The sequence below is a fragment of the Chitinophaga solisilvae genome, assembly GCF_009928525.1.
Classification (GTDB): domain Bacteria; phylum Bacteroidota; class Bacteroidia; order Chitinophagales; family Chitinophagaceae; genus Chitinophaga; species Chitinophaga solisilvae.
This window is the reverse complement of the sequence record NZ_JAABOK010000012.1, coordinates 116,614-132,992: the sequence shown is the minus strand read 5'-3', so window position 1 is coordinate 132,992 and position 16,379 is coordinate 116,614. Positions and strand designations below refer to the sequence as shown.

9 protein-coding genes are annotated in these 16,379 nt (G+C 50.0%); 7 read left to right on the top strand and 2 right to left on the bottom strand.

Annotated features, from left to right (window positions below; all coding sequences use genetic code 11):
* Positions 1-188 precede the first annotated feature (188 nt).
* Positions 189-1,208 carry a LacI family DNA-binding transcriptional regulator gene (locus GWG06_RS23060; RefSeq protein ID WP_127037982.1) on the bottom strand — a complete coding sequence of 340 codons (1,020 nt, stop codon included), beginning with the start codon at positions 1,206-1,208 and terminating at the stop codon, positions 189-191.
* A 261-nt stretch (positions 1,209-1,469) separates the two neighbouring features.
* Here GWG06_RS23060 and GWG06_RS23055 point away from each other — a divergent pair, with 261 nt between their 5' ends.
* The 5 genes from GWG06_RS23055 (at position 1,470) to GWG06_RS23035 (ending at position 8,436) form a co-directional block, all read left to right on the top strand.
* Positions 1,470-2,540: a fatty acid desaturase family protein gene (locus GWG06_RS23055; protein ID WP_127037984.1), complete on the top strand. Its 1,071-nt coding sequence runs from the start codon at positions 1,470-1,472 to the stop codon at positions 2,538-2,540.
* 231 nt (positions 2,541-2,771) lie between these two features.
* On the top strand, positions 2,772-4,031 hold the full coding sequence (fabF, locus tag GWG06_RS23050) for a beta-ketoacyl-ACP synthase II (protein WP_160716289.1): 1,260 nt from the start codon (positions 2,772-2,774) through the stop codon (positions 4,029-4,031).
* 233 nt (positions 4,032-4,264) lie between these two features.
* Complete coding sequence (gene uvrA / locus GWG06_RS23045) at positions 4,265-7,135, top strand: excinuclease ABC subunit UvrA (RefSeq protein ID WP_160716287.1); 2,871 nt, start codon at positions 4,265-4,267, stop codon at positions 7,133-7,135.
* Positions 7,136-7,160: 25 nt separating this feature from the next.
* A complete protein-coding gene (locus GWG06_RS23040; protein WP_127041143.1) occupies positions 7,161-7,652 on the top strand; it encodes a DUF6452 family protein in 492 nt (163 codons plus the stop codon).
* Positions 7,618-8,436 carry a DUF6048 family protein gene (locus GWG06_RS23035; RefSeq protein ID WP_160716285.1) on the top strand — a complete coding sequence of 273 codons (819 nt, stop codon included), beginning with the start codon at positions 7,618-7,620 and terminating at the stop codon, positions 8,434-8,436. The genes GWG06_RS23040 and GWG06_RS23035 overlap by 35 nt, the downstream gene beginning before the upstream one ends.
* A 117-nt stretch (positions 8,437-8,553) precedes the next feature.
* On the opposite strand, the gene GWG06_RS23030 is transcribed toward GWG06_RS23035, so the two are convergent.
* On the bottom strand, positions 8,554-8,997 hold the full coding sequence (locus GWG06_RS23030; RefSeq protein ID WP_160716283.1) for a GNAT family N-acetyltransferase: 444 nt from the start codon (positions 8,995-8,997) through the stop codon (positions 8,554-8,556).
* Between the two features lie 93 nt (positions 8,998-9,090).
* Between GWG06_RS23030 and GWG06_RS23025 the strand changes: the two genes are divergently transcribed.
* Positions 9,091-10,581: an ATP-binding cassette domain-containing protein gene (locus tag GWG06_RS23025; RefSeq protein WP_160716281.1), complete on the top strand. Its 1,491-nt coding sequence runs from the start codon at positions 9,091-9,093 to the stop codon at positions 10,579-10,581.
* A 169-nt stretch (positions 10,582-10,750) separates the two neighbouring features.
* The gene (locus GWG06_RS23020) at positions 10,751-16,324 is read left to right on the top strand and encodes an alpha-2-macroglobulin family protein (protein WP_160716279.1); all 5,574 of its coding nucleotides are present in this window, start codon (positions 10,751-10,753) and stop codon (positions 16,322-16,324) included.
* Positions 16,325-16,379 lie beyond the last annotated feature (55 nt).

Below are 16,379 nucleotides of genomic sequence, written 5' to 3'. Positions count from 1 at the left end.
CAGGAACGGGGAAAATGCATCTGCGGTGTTAAGTTTCCTGTCATGAAAAATCGATTTAGCATATCTTCAGAAAAAAAAGATTCACAGAATCCTTTTCTTGTTAAAATCTCCGGCTGGTATTAAAAGTATAAATATTTTCGGATCATTTGCAACTAAAGCGGCGATTTTTGCAATTTATTTAAGACCTGTCAGGCAGACCCGCGGAGAATGAACCTGCCGGGCAGTTCTACCCCGCTGTTTTTGGGCATGGGGGCGGTACGTTTCCCCAGCTGCTGCATCAGCATGGCAATGGCGGTGCGGGCAATGCCTTCTATCGGTTGTTCAATAACGGAAATTCCCGGCGGATAGAGGCGGAAGATATCATGATCGTCGAAACAGATGACAGATAAGTCGTCCGGCATCCGCAAACCCAGTCCGGCTATAGCTTCCAGCCCCAGGATACCCAGGTAGTTGGTAGCAAAGAAGATAGCGTCTACTTCCGGGTTTTCCTCAATAAACTCCTGCATTTCCTTCAGGGACTCTTCGCGGACCTTATTATACTTCAGGTGCAGCATATGTTTCTTTTTTACCGGGATGCCATGTTTCTTCATGGTAGTCATATATCCGCGGAGGCGTTCCTGCAGCTGGATCAGCTTTACATCAACGGTAACGAACGCTATTTTAGTAAACCCTTTGCCGATCAGGTGTTCCATGCCCTGTTCCACGCCTCCGAAATTATCGATCAGCACATATGGTGTTTTGATGGCCGGAAAGTAGCTGTCCATCAGCACTACAGGCTTATGGTGCTGTACCAGCTGCTGAATTTCCTTTTCCATTCCCGGCGCTGGTGTAATCAGGTAACCGTCTACCATCTGGCGGCCCAGCATCCGGATGAGCTCTCCGCCTTTCTGGGCGTTGTTTTCCGTACTGCAGTATACTACATTGTAGCCCATCAGCTCTGCTTCGGTTTCAATTGTTTTGGCAAGACTCGCAAAGAAGCTGCCGGAGATGCTTTCCACGATCAGGCCCAGCGTTTTCGACTGCCCCGTGCGCAGATTCACCGCTACGCGGTGCGGCTCGTAACCTGATTTCTCTGCCACCTGCATTATTTTCTGGGCAACTTCATCGCGTATACGCATCTGCTTTGCCTTTCCATTCAATACAAAAGATACTGTGGAAGGCGCAACACCGGCCATTTTAGCAACATCTTTGAGGGTTAGTCTTCTCATCGGATTCTATTAATTTGATTGGTTTTATTACGTGCATCGCCGTTGTTACTTTCATAATAAGCCGGCCTCCCGGACTAATGCATGACGCGGGAAATTACAAAATAACCGTTAAATCATACAAACTGCCGATAATTTGGGTTATCTTACGGTGAAGCAGTCATGTCGGAATAATTTTATCCAGCTGCATGCGTTATTAAACTAGAACCAGGTACATAAGCCAACTCACAACTGGTAGCTGTAGCCCAACTTTTACACTAGCATATGAAGCAACTTTCCCAACTCACAGATCCTGTGTACGTCAGGCCGGCAAAGGAGTCTGTTTTCGACAGGCTGTTTAAAAAGATGATCCGGGATGAACGCGATCTTCCTTTTGTTTACCTGACATTGAAAATTACTTTTACGCTATGGCCGCTGGCTATACTCATGTACTGGCCGGGCGTCAGTAACTGGGTATGGTGGGTAGCTGCAGTTGCCTATCAGTTTTTTAACAATATTACCTTCAAGGGGCCTTTCGGCCTGATGCTCCACTGCACCAGCCACCGCGCCTTCTTCGAGAAAAAATATCAGCTGCTTAACAATTATCTCCCCTGGGTGATAGGCCCGCTGTTCGGACAAACGCCGGAGTCCTACTATTCGCATCACATCGGGATGCATCACCCGGAAAACAATATGCCGGACGATGACAGCTGCACCATGCCTTACCAGCGCGATTCTCTCCGCGGTTTCCTGCATTATCTGTACAGCTTTGTTACGTTCGGTGTATTTGATACTGCCAGGTATCATATCCGTAAGAAAAGAAACAAGCTGATGGTGAAACTGGTCAGGGGCGAACTGATATTTATTGCAGCCTGCGTGGGTTTATCCTTTATTAACTTCCCGGCCACCTTTGTGGTATTTATTCTGCCTTTTATCATCTCCCGCATTATCATGATGGTAGGTAACTGGGCGCAGCATGCATTTATCTGCCCCGGCGATCCGGATAATCCTTACCGCAACAGTATTACCTGTATCAATACCAAATACAATCATAAATGCTGGAACGACGGCTATCATATCAGCCATCACCTGAAACCCAGCATGCACTGGACCGAACACCCGGTATACTTTACCAGCACGCTGGACCAATATATTGTGAACGAAGCAGTCGTATTCGACGGTATTCACTTTCTGCATGTATGGGCCTACCTGATGGGCAAGCGCTACGATTTACTGGCGAAGCATTTTGTGAATATAGGCGACCGCTTCCAGTCCGACGCAGAGGTGATCTCTTTCCTTAAAAAACGTACGCTCAGAATAGCGCTTGTTCCTGAATCAGCCGTGGTGGCTGCATAAACTTCGTTTAGCCGTTGGCTTTCAGCTTCCTGCAAGGCATAAAGCTGAAAGCCAACGTTAAATACTGTTAAATCCCGTCGACCTATCTTTCTTACCCGCCCCAAATCCGCTACAGCATTACATCTCCCGGCAAACAGCAAAAGTTATAATATATTATCTTAATGAATATGCTTATCTATAACAATAAGTAACTAAATTTGCGCTCTAACTTTTTTTATTAAAGTAAAAAATATGCGTACTGTTACACTGAAAAGGGTTGTGGTTACCGGCTTGGGAGCACTAACACCTATCGGGAATGATGTAAATACTTTTTGGAACAATATGAAGGCTGGCGTCAGTGGCGCTGGTCCCATCACCAAATTTGACACCACAGAGTTCAAAACAAAATTTGCCTGTGAAGTCAAAGATTTTGATGTAGAAAAGTACATGGAGAAGAAAGAGGCCCGCAAAATGGACAACTTCACGCAGTACGCAATGGCTGCTGCCCAGGAAGCTGTGCTGGATGCCGGTCTGGAAAAGGAAGGTATCGACAAAACCAAAGTAGGCGTAATCTGGGCTTCCGGTAACGGAGGTATGCTCACGTTCGAGGAACAGATCGTAGAATTTGCGGCCGCTAATTTTGTACCTAAATTCAACCCGTTCTTCATCCCTAAACTGATCTGCGATATTGCTGCCGGTCAGATAGCGATGAAATACGGCTTCATGGGTATCAACTTCTGTACAGTTTCTGCCTGCGCTTCTTCCACCAGCGCACTGGTAGACGCATTTAACTATATCCGTCTGGGTAAAGCCAACGTGATTGTAACAGGCGGTTCCGAAGCCCCTGTAACCCGCGCCGGTATTGCCGGATTCAACGCCCTCAAGGCGCTGTCTACCCGCAATGAAGATCCTGAACATGCTTCCCGCCCGTTTGATACAGAGCGCGACGGCTTTGTAATGGGTGAAGGCGCAGGCGCCATCGTACTGGAAGAGTATGAACACGCTATCGCCAGAGGCGCTACCATTTACGGCGAAATGATCGGCGGCGCCATGACCTGCGATGCCTACCACCTCACTGCCACCCATCCGGAAGGAATGGGCGCCAGACTCGGTATGGAACAGGCCCTGGAAGATGCCGGCATCACCGTGAACGATGTGGACTATATCAACTCCCACACCACTTCCACTCCCGTAGGCGACCTCAGTGAACTGAAAGCTATCGTGGCCGCCTTCGGCGATCACGTGACCAAACTGAATATCAGCGCCACCAAATCCATGACAGGTCACCTGCTCGGTGCAGCCGGCGCTATCGAAGCCATCGCCTGCATCAAAGCTACCCAGGAAGACATCGTGCCGCCTACCATCAACACCACCGTGCTGGGTGAAGGTATCCCGACCAACCTGAACCTGACACTGGGCCAGGCACAGCAACGCACCGTAAACGTAGCCATGAGTAATACTTTCGGCTTCGGCGGACACAATGCGATTGTTGTATTCAAAAAATACAAATAGCTTAGCAATTACGAATTACGAATTGCGAATTACGAATGATGCGCGGAGAACAAAGCGAATCAGTAATCTGAGAATATTAATATAAAAAATGATGCCCTCCGGAAATCCGGAGGGCATTTGTATTGAAACAAAATCTCAAATAAAAAAATCTCAAATGACGCCTCCGCTTAGTTCTCCGCTTTTCATTCGTAATTCGCAATTCGTAATTCGTAATTCTTCCGTAGCTTAGTGCCATGGCGAAGAAAAAAGAACCCGTTCTTGTTCCGGAAGTAACATCAGATGACCAGATAGCAGTATTTGGCGCACGGGAGCATAACCTGAAAAACCTGGATTTACAGCTGCCCAAAAACAAACTGGTGGTGATCACCGGTATCAGTGGCAGCGGAAAATCTTCCCTGGCGTTTGATACTATTTATGCAGAAGGACAACGGCGCTATATGGAGAGCTTCTCCGCGTATGCCCGTCAGTTTATAGGTGATATGGAAAGACCCGATGTGGATAAAATTACCGGCCTCTCACCGGTTATCTCCATCGAACAGAAAACCACCAATAAGAATCCCCGCTCTACGGTAGGCACCATCACAGAGATCTATGATTTTCTGCGTTTGCTGTATGCCCGCATCGGACAGGCGTATTCCTACAATACCAACAAGCGCATGACGCGCTTTTCTGAAGAAGAAATACTGGAACATCTCTTCAAAAATTACAGCAAAAAGAAACTCGTTATTCTCGCCCCCCTGGTACGCGGCCGTAAAGGTCACTACCGCGAACTCTTTGAACAGGTACGCAAACAGGGATATGTCAAAGTACGGGTGGACGGGGAAATAATGGACCTGAAGGAAAGAATGCAGGTAGACCGCTACAAGATCCATGATATTGAGCTGGTCATAGACCGTATCCAGGTTCAGGACGATGCCCGTACCCGCATCAGCCAGAGCGTACAGAAAGCCCTCACCATGGGTAAAGGCCTCCTCTTCGTCATGGATCATGACACCGGTAAGGTAAGCCAGTACAGCAAACAACTGATGTGCGAGGACACCGGCCTCTCCTACGAGGAACCATCTCCCAACACCTTCTCCTTTAACTCCCCCTACGGCGCATGCCCGCGGTGTAAAGGTCTGGGCTCCATCCATCAGATCAGTATGGACGCGATCATCCCCGACTACAACGCCACCATTGATGAAGGCGGCTTAAAACCATTGGGAGAAGCCCGCGATACCTTCACCTACAAACAGGTGCAGCAGCTCGCCAAAAAATATAAGTTCTCCCTCACCGGGCCTATCTCCGCCATCCCGCAGAAAGCGCTCAACGTGCTTCTCTTCGGCGATGAAAACGGCAAGCTGGAAATGGACCTCTCCTACGGGGAAGGTGGCGCCACCGACCAGTACTCCACCGAATACGAAGGGGTGGTGAACATGGTACGCCGCTATTTCAACGATACCGCTTCCGATCATGTGCGCTCCTGGGCCGAGAGCTTCATGGAACTCAGCACCTGCCCGGAATGTAATGGCACCAGACTGAAGAAGGAAAGTTTATTTTTTAAGGTAGACGATAAAAATATTTCCGAGCTGGGAAATATGGACCTGGACAAGCTGTCTGAGTGGTTCCGCTCCATCGAATCCAGGCTGGAGAACAAGCAGAACGTCATCGCCAAAGATATCCTGAAAGAAATCAGGGAACGCCTGGGATTTCTGCTCAACGTAGGATTGAACTACCTCACCCTCAACAGGGCTACCAGAACGCTCAGCGGTGGCGAATCACAGCGTATACGCCTCGCCACACAGATAGGCTCCCAGCTCATGGGCATCACCTATATCCTGGATGAGCCCAGTATTGGCCTGCATCAGCGCGATAACATGCAGCTGATAGACGCGCTCCGCAACCTGCGTGAAATGGGTAATACCGTGATCGTAGTGGAACACGATAAAGACATTATGCTGCATGCGGACCACCTGGTAGATATTGGTCCCGGCGCCGGTATCCACGGCGGCCAGATCATTGCACAGGGCACGCCTGCACAAATATTAAAACTGAACACCCCCACAGCGGGCTACCTCAACGGTAAACGCGCGATGGACATACCGGAGCAGCGCCGCAAGGGCAACGGCAACTTCCTGGAGCTGAAAGGCGCTACCGGCAACAACCTGAAGAATGTAAGCGTGAAACTGCCCCTGGGCACTTTCATCTGCGTTACGGGCGTTTCCGGCAGCGGTAAATCCACGCTCATCAATGAAACGCTGTACCCGATTCTTTCTCAGCACGCCTACGATTCCAAGCAGGCCCCCATGCCTTATAAAAGCGTCAAAGGGCTGGAGCATATCGACAAGGTGATTGAAATTGACCAGTCGCCCATAGGCCGCACTCCACGCAGCAATCCGGCTACCTACTGCGGCTTCTTCACGGATATACGCACCCTGTTTGCACAGGTGCCCGAAGCTAAAATCAGGGGCTACAACGCCGGCCGCTTCTCCTTCAATGTGAAAACAGGCCGCTGCGATGTTTGTGAAGGCGGTGGCATGCGTGTCATCGAAATGAACTTCCTCCCGGACGTATATGTACATTGCGAAAAATGTAACGGCCGCCGCTACAACCGCGAAACACTGGAAATCCGCTATAAAGGCAAATCCATCTCCGACGTACTCGATATGACTGTAGATGAAGCCGTAGAATTTTTCCAGCCGGTACCGTGGATATACCGCAAAATCAAAACCCTGCAGGATGTGGGCCTGGGTTACATCACCCTCGGACAATCGGCCGTAACCCTCTCCGGTGGCGAGGCACAGCGTGTTAAACTGGCAACGGAACTGTCTAAAAAAGATACCGGCAAAACCATTTACATACTGGATGAACCTACTACCGGCCTGCATTTCCAGGATATACAGCTGCTCATGAAAGTACTGGACAAACTGGTCGACCGCGGCAATACGGTACTGGTCATAGAACATAACCTGGATGTGATCAAAATGGCGGATTATATCGTAGACCTCGGCCCCGAAGGCGGTGCAGGCGGCGGTACCATCCTCTGCACCGGTACACCGGAGCAGGTAAGCACCTGTAAAGACAGCCATACTGCCCGCTTCCTCAAAAAGGAGCTGGGAATTTAATATCTTGCCAACGTTTTTAACAAGAATGAAAACTATATACCAGATATTACTCCCCTGTTTATTACTCGCCGGCATCGTTGCCTGCGAGAATGAAACGAAAATCTGCGATCAGACTTTGCGGACTGAGTTGCGCATCGCTTTCAAAAAAAAGCCGGATAATTTCAACAGAATCAGGGATACCGTCCTGCCCAAGGTAACGCTCTTCGCTATTGACCAGGGAAAAAACCGGGACAGCATCTTTAAAAAGGCGCCGCTCAGCAGCGTATTCCTGCCACTGTCGCCCGTGGCTGACAGCAGCATTTTCTTCCTCCAGGTGGATTCTACCGCAGTTCCTGACACCCTAACGTTCAGGTATACACGTAGTAAACATTTTATTTCCCCCGGATGCGGATTCGGCACCTACTTCTTCCTGGATACGATGCTGGCCACCAAACACCGGATCGATTCAATTGCATTCAATTCAAAATCAGTAATAAACAGTAATGATACGCATCTTACTTTTTTCTTTGCTGAGTAGTATACTGACGGGCATCACAGTACAGGCACAAAACAAGCCGGCCGTGATAAAAGATACTCTCCATAAACCGGCTGCTGATACCCTCCGCAAAAAGGGAATTGACACAACGGCAACGGCCGCGGTGAAAGCCAAGGACAGCACCTACTTCCTCCCCGGCGGTATCCGCGTGGGAGTGGATCTCAGCCGCATCATTACGGCCATCTATTATCCCTACCGCAAGGAATTCACCGCCGTAGCCGACGTGCGCCTCAAAAGCGACCTGTATGGCGCAGTAGAAGCCGGCTATACCAACACGCCCTACAGCGACGACAACTACACCTATAAGGGCAGCGGCGTCTTTATCACACTGGGCGTCGATTACAACTTCATGAAAAGACTATACCCCTCCGAAAAAAATATGTTCTACGGCGGTATACGGTACGGTTTCTCACACCTTACCTATGAAGTGCCCTCCTATAAAATTACCAGCCCCTACTGGGGCGGCAACCTCACCGGCAGCGTTCCCAAAACCAATGTCAACGCCCACTGGGTAGAACTGGTACTGGGCCTGAAAGCTGAAGTACTCAAAAACTTCTTCCTCGGCTGGAGCCTGCGCGAACGTATCCTCCTCAACAACATCAAAACCGATGAATTCACCCCGCTCGTCATGCCCGGCTTTGGCAGCGGCTCTAAAAAATCCATCTTCGACATGCAATACACCGTATCGTATGTTTTCCCGCTGTATAAGATAAAAGTACATGTGAAGGAGAAGAAGGAAAAGGAGAAGAAAATACCGAAAAGATAATTGCGAATTACGAATTGCGAATTACGAATGAGGAGCGAAGATGTAAGCGGATAAAGAATTTACTTCTTTGCTTATGTCTTCGCTCCTCATTCGTAATTCGCAATTCGTAATTCGTAATTATTTCCTTACCATTTCCACATGCCATATCCCATCCTCCAGATAAGGTTCACTTGTGCTTACAAAGCCCAGCGAGGCATAGAACCGCTCCAGGTATTGCTGCGCACCTATTCTTACGGCTATCTTTCCGAAGGTATTTTCGAGTGTTGACAAGGATTTTTCCATGAGCTGACGGCCGGCGCCGGTACCGCGTGCCTTCGGTGAAGTGACCACGCGGCCGATGGAAGATTCTTCGTATTTGATGCCGGGAGCAAAAATACGGGTATAGGCCAGCAGCTGCCCGTTGGCATCCCTTCCCATCAGGTGGTATGCCTGCTGGTCATAATCATCCAGGTCCTGATAGGCACAGTTCTGCTCTACCACAAATACTTCGCTCCGTAGTCGCAATATATCATACAGCTCATTGATCGTCAGCTCTCCGAAAGTCTTGAAATCCCAATTCATAAAACGATGATTTGCTATAAAAATACTTGAACCATCCGATAATACTATTATTTTTATAGGCGACAATGAATCTTTAGCCCAACCAAGTAAACCATGGAAGAAGTAAAGACACCCTTTCTCTCGCTGGAACATGTTACCGTAAGGTATCTCGACAAAACACTCTTCAATTCCCTCAGCTGGGAAGTCAATAAAAATGAACAATGGGCCGTGACAGGTCCCAGCGGGTCAGGTAAGACCGCCCTGTTCCATACCATTCTTGGTAAGTTTAATATCATCAATGGGACCGTCAGACATCATTTTTATGATGCATGGAAACAACAGCATACCATTACCGATCCGTACTTTACCTATCGCAACCTGGTGCAGCTGGTAGGTCATCATCATACTTTCCGGAACCTCTCCAATACCACCACCGACTTCTACTATCAGCAACGGTTTAACAGTGCGGATGCCGACAACTCGCCGGTTGTCAGCGAATACCTCGGCATCGCCGAAGTGCCGGCACTGCTGCTGCCGCTGAAGGTAGCGCCGCTCCTGGGAAAGCGCCTCATCAAGCTGTCAAACGGGGAAACCCGCCGTATCATGATTGCCCGCGCCCTGCTGCAGCAACCACAGCTGCTGCTGCTCGACAATCCGTACATCGGCCTGGATGTACAGACCCGCAAGGACTTTACCGCGATGATCAATGAAATCATCAGCAACGGCACCACAGTACTGCTGGCAACTACACCGCATGAAATCCCGGAACATATCACCCACGTACTCACCCTCGAAAACGGAGAGATAACGGGCAGGTATACACGCAGTGAATTTGTACAGCTCCCCCTGCCAGCCGTTGAAGAAGATATACTGCCCCTGCCACAGGCAGACAGGATCGCAGAAATGGTAAAAAATCATACGGAAACAACATTTGAGCACATCGTACGCATGGAAAACATCCGGGTGAAATACGGAGAAAATACCATCCTCGACGATATTAACTGGACCGTAAAAACCAATGAAAAATGGGCACTGCTGGGCCACAACGGCGCCGGTAAATCAACGCTGCTCAGTCTCATCAACGGCGACAACCCGCAGGCATACGCCAACAAGCTATGGCTGTTCGACCGCCGCCGTGGCTCCGGAGAAAGTATCTGGGACATCAAAAAGAAGATCGGCTTCGTTTCTCCTGAACTCCACCAGTACTTCAGCTCCCGCGACAACTGCCTCCAGGTAGTATGCTCCGGCTTCTCCGATATCATCGGCAGCACCCGCCCGGCCACACCGGAACAACAGGCAACAGCCCGCACCTGGCTGGATATCCTGGACATCGGAGCATATGCTGCCACCCCCTTCAAACAAGTACCCGAAAGCGCCCAGCGACTTTCCCTCCTGGCCCGCGCCCTGGTAAAACACCCGCCACTCCTCATTTTCGACGAACCCTGCCAGGGGCTGGACGATCAGCAAAAACGCCACTTCAAAAAAGTAATTGAACAACTCTGCCACCATATGCCCGTTACCCTCATCTACGTCACCCACTACGAAGAAGAACTCCCGGAATGCGTAGATAAGTTCCTGCGGCTGAGCGGAGGAAAAACCATATAATGTAGTTATTTGGTTATTTGAGATTTGGTTATTTAAAATGCAGCGGAGATTATTGCGAAAGTATTCGCTCATGTCTCCGCTGCATTTTAAATAACCAAATCTCAAATAACCAAATAACTAAATGGACTATCTTCGCATCTAATCAGTTAATCACCATAATCCATTCCTGATGCACCTATTCAAACGGCTTTTAGCTGTAGCAGTATTCATTGTTTCCCTGGCTGCGCTGACACAGATCAGTGGCTGCAGGACTACCAAAAAAGAAATGAACCCCGCTTTTGCCAAGTATATCGAGGCTTACACAGCGGGTGTCATCTCCAAACAGAGTCCTATCCGCGTGCATCTCGCGGGGCAGGTAAACGTCACCCATACCCAGAACGAAGTGCTCGACAAGGAAGTCTTCGAGTTTTCCCCGTCTATCAAGGGCAAGTCCTATTGGATAGATGCCACCACCATCGAATTCCGGCCGGATGAAAACCTGCAGCCCGGAAAAACCTACCAGGCTACCTTTAAACTCGGTAAGGTGATGGAAGTGCCGAAAGATCTCAAAACCTTCGATTTTGATTTTAAAATCATCAAACCTTCGTTCTCCCTGGACTTCGCCGGACTGAAAGCCAGCACCAACTCGTCTCTTGATAAGATGACGTATACCGGCGCCGTTTTCACTGCCGATGTGGAAGACCCGCAGGTAGTAGAAAAGCTCCTCAGCGCACAATATGCCGGTAAAAAACTGCCGGTCACCTGGCAGCATAATGCCGCCGAACGTACCTCCCGCTTTACCATCGCCGGCATCGAACGCGGAAACATTGCCCGCAATATGGAACTGACCTGGTCAGGATCTCCGCTGAAAGTGGATAACGAAGGAAAGAAAACCGTAGAAGTTCCGGCCAGAGGAGATTTCAAGGTGCTCGAGGTAAAAGCCATGTCTGAACCGGAACAACACCTGCTCGTACAGTTCTCTGATCCCATCAGCGTAGCCCAGACCCTTGAAGGCCTGGTCGGCATCAGCGGGCAGAGTGACCTGAGATATACCATCGACGGCAGTGAAGTACGTGTATACTCCCCCGTTAGACTGGAAGGCAGCTATAACGCCATCATCAACGAAGGTGTTATCAATATCACCGATCAAAGACTGGGCAAGACTTTCAGCGCCAATGTCAATTTTGAAAATACACTGCCCTCCGTGGAAATCCCCGGCAAGGGCGTTATTCTGCCCGAAAGCAATAAGCTGGTGATGCCGTTTGAAGCAGTTAACCTGAATGCCGTAGATGTAAGCATCATCAAAATTTATGAGAACAACGTACCGCAATACCTGCAGAACAACAACCTGAACGGCGACCAGGAGCTGCGTCGTGTAGGCAGACCCGTAGTAGAAAAAGTGATCCGCCTGGATAGTGATAAATCTGTTAATCTCCATAAGAAAAACCGCTTCTTCCTCGACCTCGACAAACTGCTGCGTACAGAGCCGGGCGCTATTTACCGCGTAACCATCGGCTTCCGTAAATCATATGCGCTTACCCAGTGTACAGAAGAGAAGAAAGAAGGAGAAAGCTCACAGGGAGAAGAATCTGAAGAAAACTATTACGGGGAGAAGATAGATGATGATGATGCCTTCTGGGTACGCTACGATAGCTATTATCCGTACGGGTACGACTGGGAGCGCCGTAACGATGCCTGCTCCAATTCTTACTACAATAAAGACAAATGGGCTTCCCGGAACATTGTTTCTTCCAACATAGGCCTTATTGCCAAAAGAGGTAATGATAACAGCATGCTGGTGGTGGTAACGGATATCCGCGATACCAAACCATTGACAGGCGTGGAGCTGGAACTGCTCGACTATCAGAACCAGGTGATCTATAAAACAAAGAGCGACGGCGACGGCCTTGCCTCTTTTGAACTGAAACGCAAACCTTACCTGCTCATCGCCAAAAAAGGCGATGAAAGAGGCTACCTCAAACTCGACGATGGCAGCTCCCTGCCCCTCAGCCGCTTCGACGTAAAAGGCGAAGAAGTACAGAGCGGTATCAAAGGCTTCCTCTATGGCGAGCGCGGCGTATGGCGGCCGGGCGATTCCATCTACCTGACATTTATCCTGGAAGATAAGGATGATAAACTGCCGAAAGATCACCCCGTATCCCTGGAGTTATACAACCCTAAAGGACAATTGTATAAACGCCTCAATCAGCATGAAGGCCTGAATGGCTTCTATAGCTTCTCTACCTCCACGCAACCCGATGATCCAACCGGTAACTGGCTCGCCAAGGTAAAAGTCGGCGGCGCCACCTTTACCAAAAACATCCGCGTGGAAACCGTGAAGCCTAACAGGCTGAAAATAAAAATGGACTTCGGATCCGCCACGGCCTTATCCAAAACCGGCTCCCAGGGCTCGCTGTCAGCCATGTGGCTGTTTGGCGCCACTGCCCAGCACCTGAAAGCCAAAGTGGATGTATCTCTCAAAGAACAAACTACCAGCTTCAAAAATTTCGAGGGCTATACCTTCGATGACCCTGTCACCCATTTTGAGGCAGAGAATAAAACCATCTTCGAAGGTGCGCTGAGCGATGCCGGCACCGCTACTGTCAGTGCAGACATGCAGCTCGGTAAGATTGCCCCCGGCCAGCTGAAAGCCAACTTCGAAGTAAAAGTATTCGAGCCGGGAGGTGATTTCAGTATCGATCACTTCTCCATGCCGTATAATCCGTTCACCTCCTATGCCGGTTTACGCATGCCCGAAGGCGACCGCACCACCGGTATGCTGCTGACAGACAAGCCGCACAGCATAGACATTGTGGATGTAGATGATAAAGGTAACCTCATTGGCGGCAGCCGCGAAGTACAGGTAGAACTCTACAAGGTGAGATGGAGATGGTGGTGGGATGAAAGCGAATCCAACGAGTTCTCCAATTTCACACAGGACAACTACAACCAGCTGCTGAGCAAAGAAACCATTACCCTGCACAACGGCCGCGGTAAATGGGAGCTGCGCGTCAACTCACCGGACTGGGGCCGTTACCTGGTAAGGGTAAAAGACTTGCAAAGCGGCCATACCAGCGGCAAATCCGTATATATTGACTGGCCGGGATGGGCAGAAAGAATGCAGAAAGAAAATCCCGCCGAAGCATCTATGCTGGTATTTACTGCTGACAAACAAAAGTATAAAACCGGTGATGATATCAATCTGACTATCCCCAGTAGCGCAGGCGGACGTGGATTAATCAGCATTGAATCCGGCAGCAAGGTGCTGAAAACATTCTGGGTAAATACCCAGCAGGGGCAGACCACCTTCCGTTTCAAGGCAGAAAAAAATATGACGCCTAATATATACGTCAACGTTACCCTGCTGCAACCACATGCCCAGACTGTCAATGACCTGCCTATCAGGATGTATGGTACCATTCCTGTTTCAATAGAAGATCCGGGCACCATCCTGAAACCGGTCATCAGTATGCCTGACAAGCTGAAACCGGAATCCGACGCTACCATCACCGTGAGCGAAAGCAACGGCAAATCCATGACATATACCATCGCCATCGTAGATGAGGGGCTGCTCGATCTTACCCGGTTCAAAACACCGGACCCGCACAGCTCCTTCTATGCAAGGGAGGCCCTGGGCGTTAAAACCTGGGATCTCTTCGATTTCGTGATCGGCGCATGGGGTGCAGATATGGAACGTATCCTCAGCATTGGCGGCGACGAAGGGCTGAATAAAAATGCCGGCGCAGCAAAAGCCAACCGCTTCAAGCCGGTAGTGAAATATATGGGACCTTTCTACCTGAAGAGCGGTCAGAAACAAACGCATAAATTCAAACTGCCACCCTATATAGGCTCTGTTAAAGCTATGGTGGTAGCGGGCCAGGACGGTGCATACGGTTTCGCTGAAAAAGCGGTGGCCGTGAAAAAACCGCTCATGCTGCTTACCAGCGCTCCGCGGGTACTTGGTCCGTCAGAAACCATCCAGCTGCCTGTAACGGTATTCGGACTGGAACCCAACATCCGCTCCGCCAACGTTACCCTCAGCACCAATGCCCTGCTGGAAGTAGTAGGCGAGCAAACCAAAACGGTTACCTTCAATCAGCCGGGAGAACAGATCGTATACTTCGATGTGAAAGTAAGACCGCAGACAGGCATAGGCAAAATCAAGGCTGTAGCCACCAGCGGCAGTGAGCGCGCAGAAGAAAATGTAGAACTGGACGTACGTAACCCGAATCCGGTGATAACCAACGTCATCGACTATACGCTGGAAAGCGGCAGGAACTGGAGTACAGCCTACAGCCCTGTAGGTATGTCGGGCACCAACTCCGGCGTGCTGGAAATATCCACTATACCGTCGCTCAACCTCGGCAAGCGCCTGCAGTTCCTCATAGAGTACCCGCACGGCTGTATCGAGCAAACTACCTCCGGCGTATTCCCGCAGCTTGCACTGAACCAGCTGATGGATCTGAAAGAAAGCCAGCTGGCAGAAATAGACCGTAACATAAAAGCAGGTATCAACAGGCTGAAAGGTTTCCAGACCTCCGACGGTGGTATGAGCTACTGGCCGGGGATGGCAGATGCAGACGAATGGGGCACCAACTATGCCGGTCACTTCCTCCTGGAAGCTCAGGCCAAGGGCTATACGCTCCCTGCCGGCCTGCTGGATCAGTGGAAAAAATACCAGCGCAACAAAGCTGCCACCTGGTCACCGAATACACAGAACTTCTATGGCGGCGACCTCATTCAGGCATACCGCGTATACCTGCTGGCACTCGCCAAAGTACCGGAGCTGGGCGCCATGAACAGGCTGAAGGAATTCAAATATATTTCCACTCCTGCCAAATGGAGGCTGGCAGCAGCTTACAGGCTTGCCGGACAACCAGAGGTTGCCAATGCACTGGTACAAAGCCTCCCTACTGAGGTGAAACCCTATACGCAGCTGGGCGGCACCTTCGGCTCCGACCTGCGCGATAAAGCTATGATCCTGGAAACGTTGACCATGCTGGGGCAACGCAACCGCGCCAATGAACTGGTAAAACAGATTGCCGCACAGCTTTCACAGGATAACCAGTGGTACAGCACACAAACCACCGCCTACGCCCTGCTGGCAGTAGCCAAATTCTGCGGCGCCAACAAAGGCAACAGTAAAATCAATGTCAGCTATACACTCAACGGCGCAAAAGGCACTGTTAACGGACAATCCTTTGTCACGCAGATCCCTGTTACCTTCAACAGTGCTCAGGGTAACATCACGCTGCAGAACAATGGCCAGAACGTCCTGTATGCGCGCCTGATCCTGCGCGGCCAGCCGGATGCCGGCCAGGAACCGGTAGCTACCAACAACCCTGACATACTCAGTATGCAGGTACAATACAGCACCCGTGAAGGACATCCGCTGGATATCTCTACCCTGCGTCAGGGCAGCGATTTCATGGCCACCGTTACCATCAAAAACCCTGGTAAACGCGGTTATTACGAACAGATGGCGCTGTCCCAGATATTCCCTTCCGGATGGGAAATACTGAACACCCGCCTGATGGACAACGACAGCTCCTTCCGCTCATCGCCTGCCACCTATAAGGATATACGCGATGACAGGGTGTACACCTATTTCAATATCGAAGAAAACAAAACACGCGTCTACACCGTATTACTTAACGCCTCTTACCTGGGCCGCTACTACCTGCCCGCTACCTCCTGCGAAGCCATGTATGACAATACAATACATGCGTTCCTGCCGGGGAAATGGGTAGAAGTAACGAGGTAAATTGCGAATTACGAATGTAAAAGCGAAGAGCTAAACGTAGATTAAAAGAGATAAC

Coding starts and splice junctions, on each gene's coding strand:
- uvrA (WP_160716287.1), top strand. CDS start 4,265: ATGGCGAAGAAAAAAGAACCCGTTCTTGTTCCGGAAGTAACATCAGAT.
- GWG06_RS23035 (WP_160716285.1), top strand. CDS start 7,618: ATGATACGCATCTTACTTTTTTCTTTGCTGAGTAGTATACTGACGGGC.
- GWG06_RS23030 (WP_160716283.1), bottom strand. CDS start 8,997: ATGAATTGGGATTTCAAGACTTTCGGAGAGCTGACGATCAATGAGCTG.
- GWG06_RS23060 (WP_127037982.1), bottom strand. CDS start 1,208: ATGAGAAGACTAACCCTCAAAGATGTTGCTAAAATGGCCGGTGTTGCG.
- GWG06_RS23040 (WP_127041143.1), top strand. CDS start 7,161: ATGAAAACTATATACCAGATATTACTCCCCTGTTTATTACTCGCCGGC.
- GWG06_RS23055 (WP_127037984.1), top strand. CDS start 1,470: ATGAAGCAACTTTCCCAACTCACAGATCCTGTGTACGTCAGGCCGGCA.
- fabF (WP_160716289.1), top strand. CDS start 2,772: ATGCGTACTGTTACACTGAAAAGGGTTGTGGTTACCGGCTTGGGAGCA.
- GWG06_RS23025 (WP_160716281.1), top strand. CDS start 9,091: ATGGAAGAAGTAAAGACACCCTTTCTCTCGCTGGAACATGTTACCGTA.
- GWG06_RS23020 (WP_160716279.1), top strand. CDS start 10,751: ATGCACCTATTCAAACGGCTTTTAGCTGTAGCAGTATTCATTGTTTCC.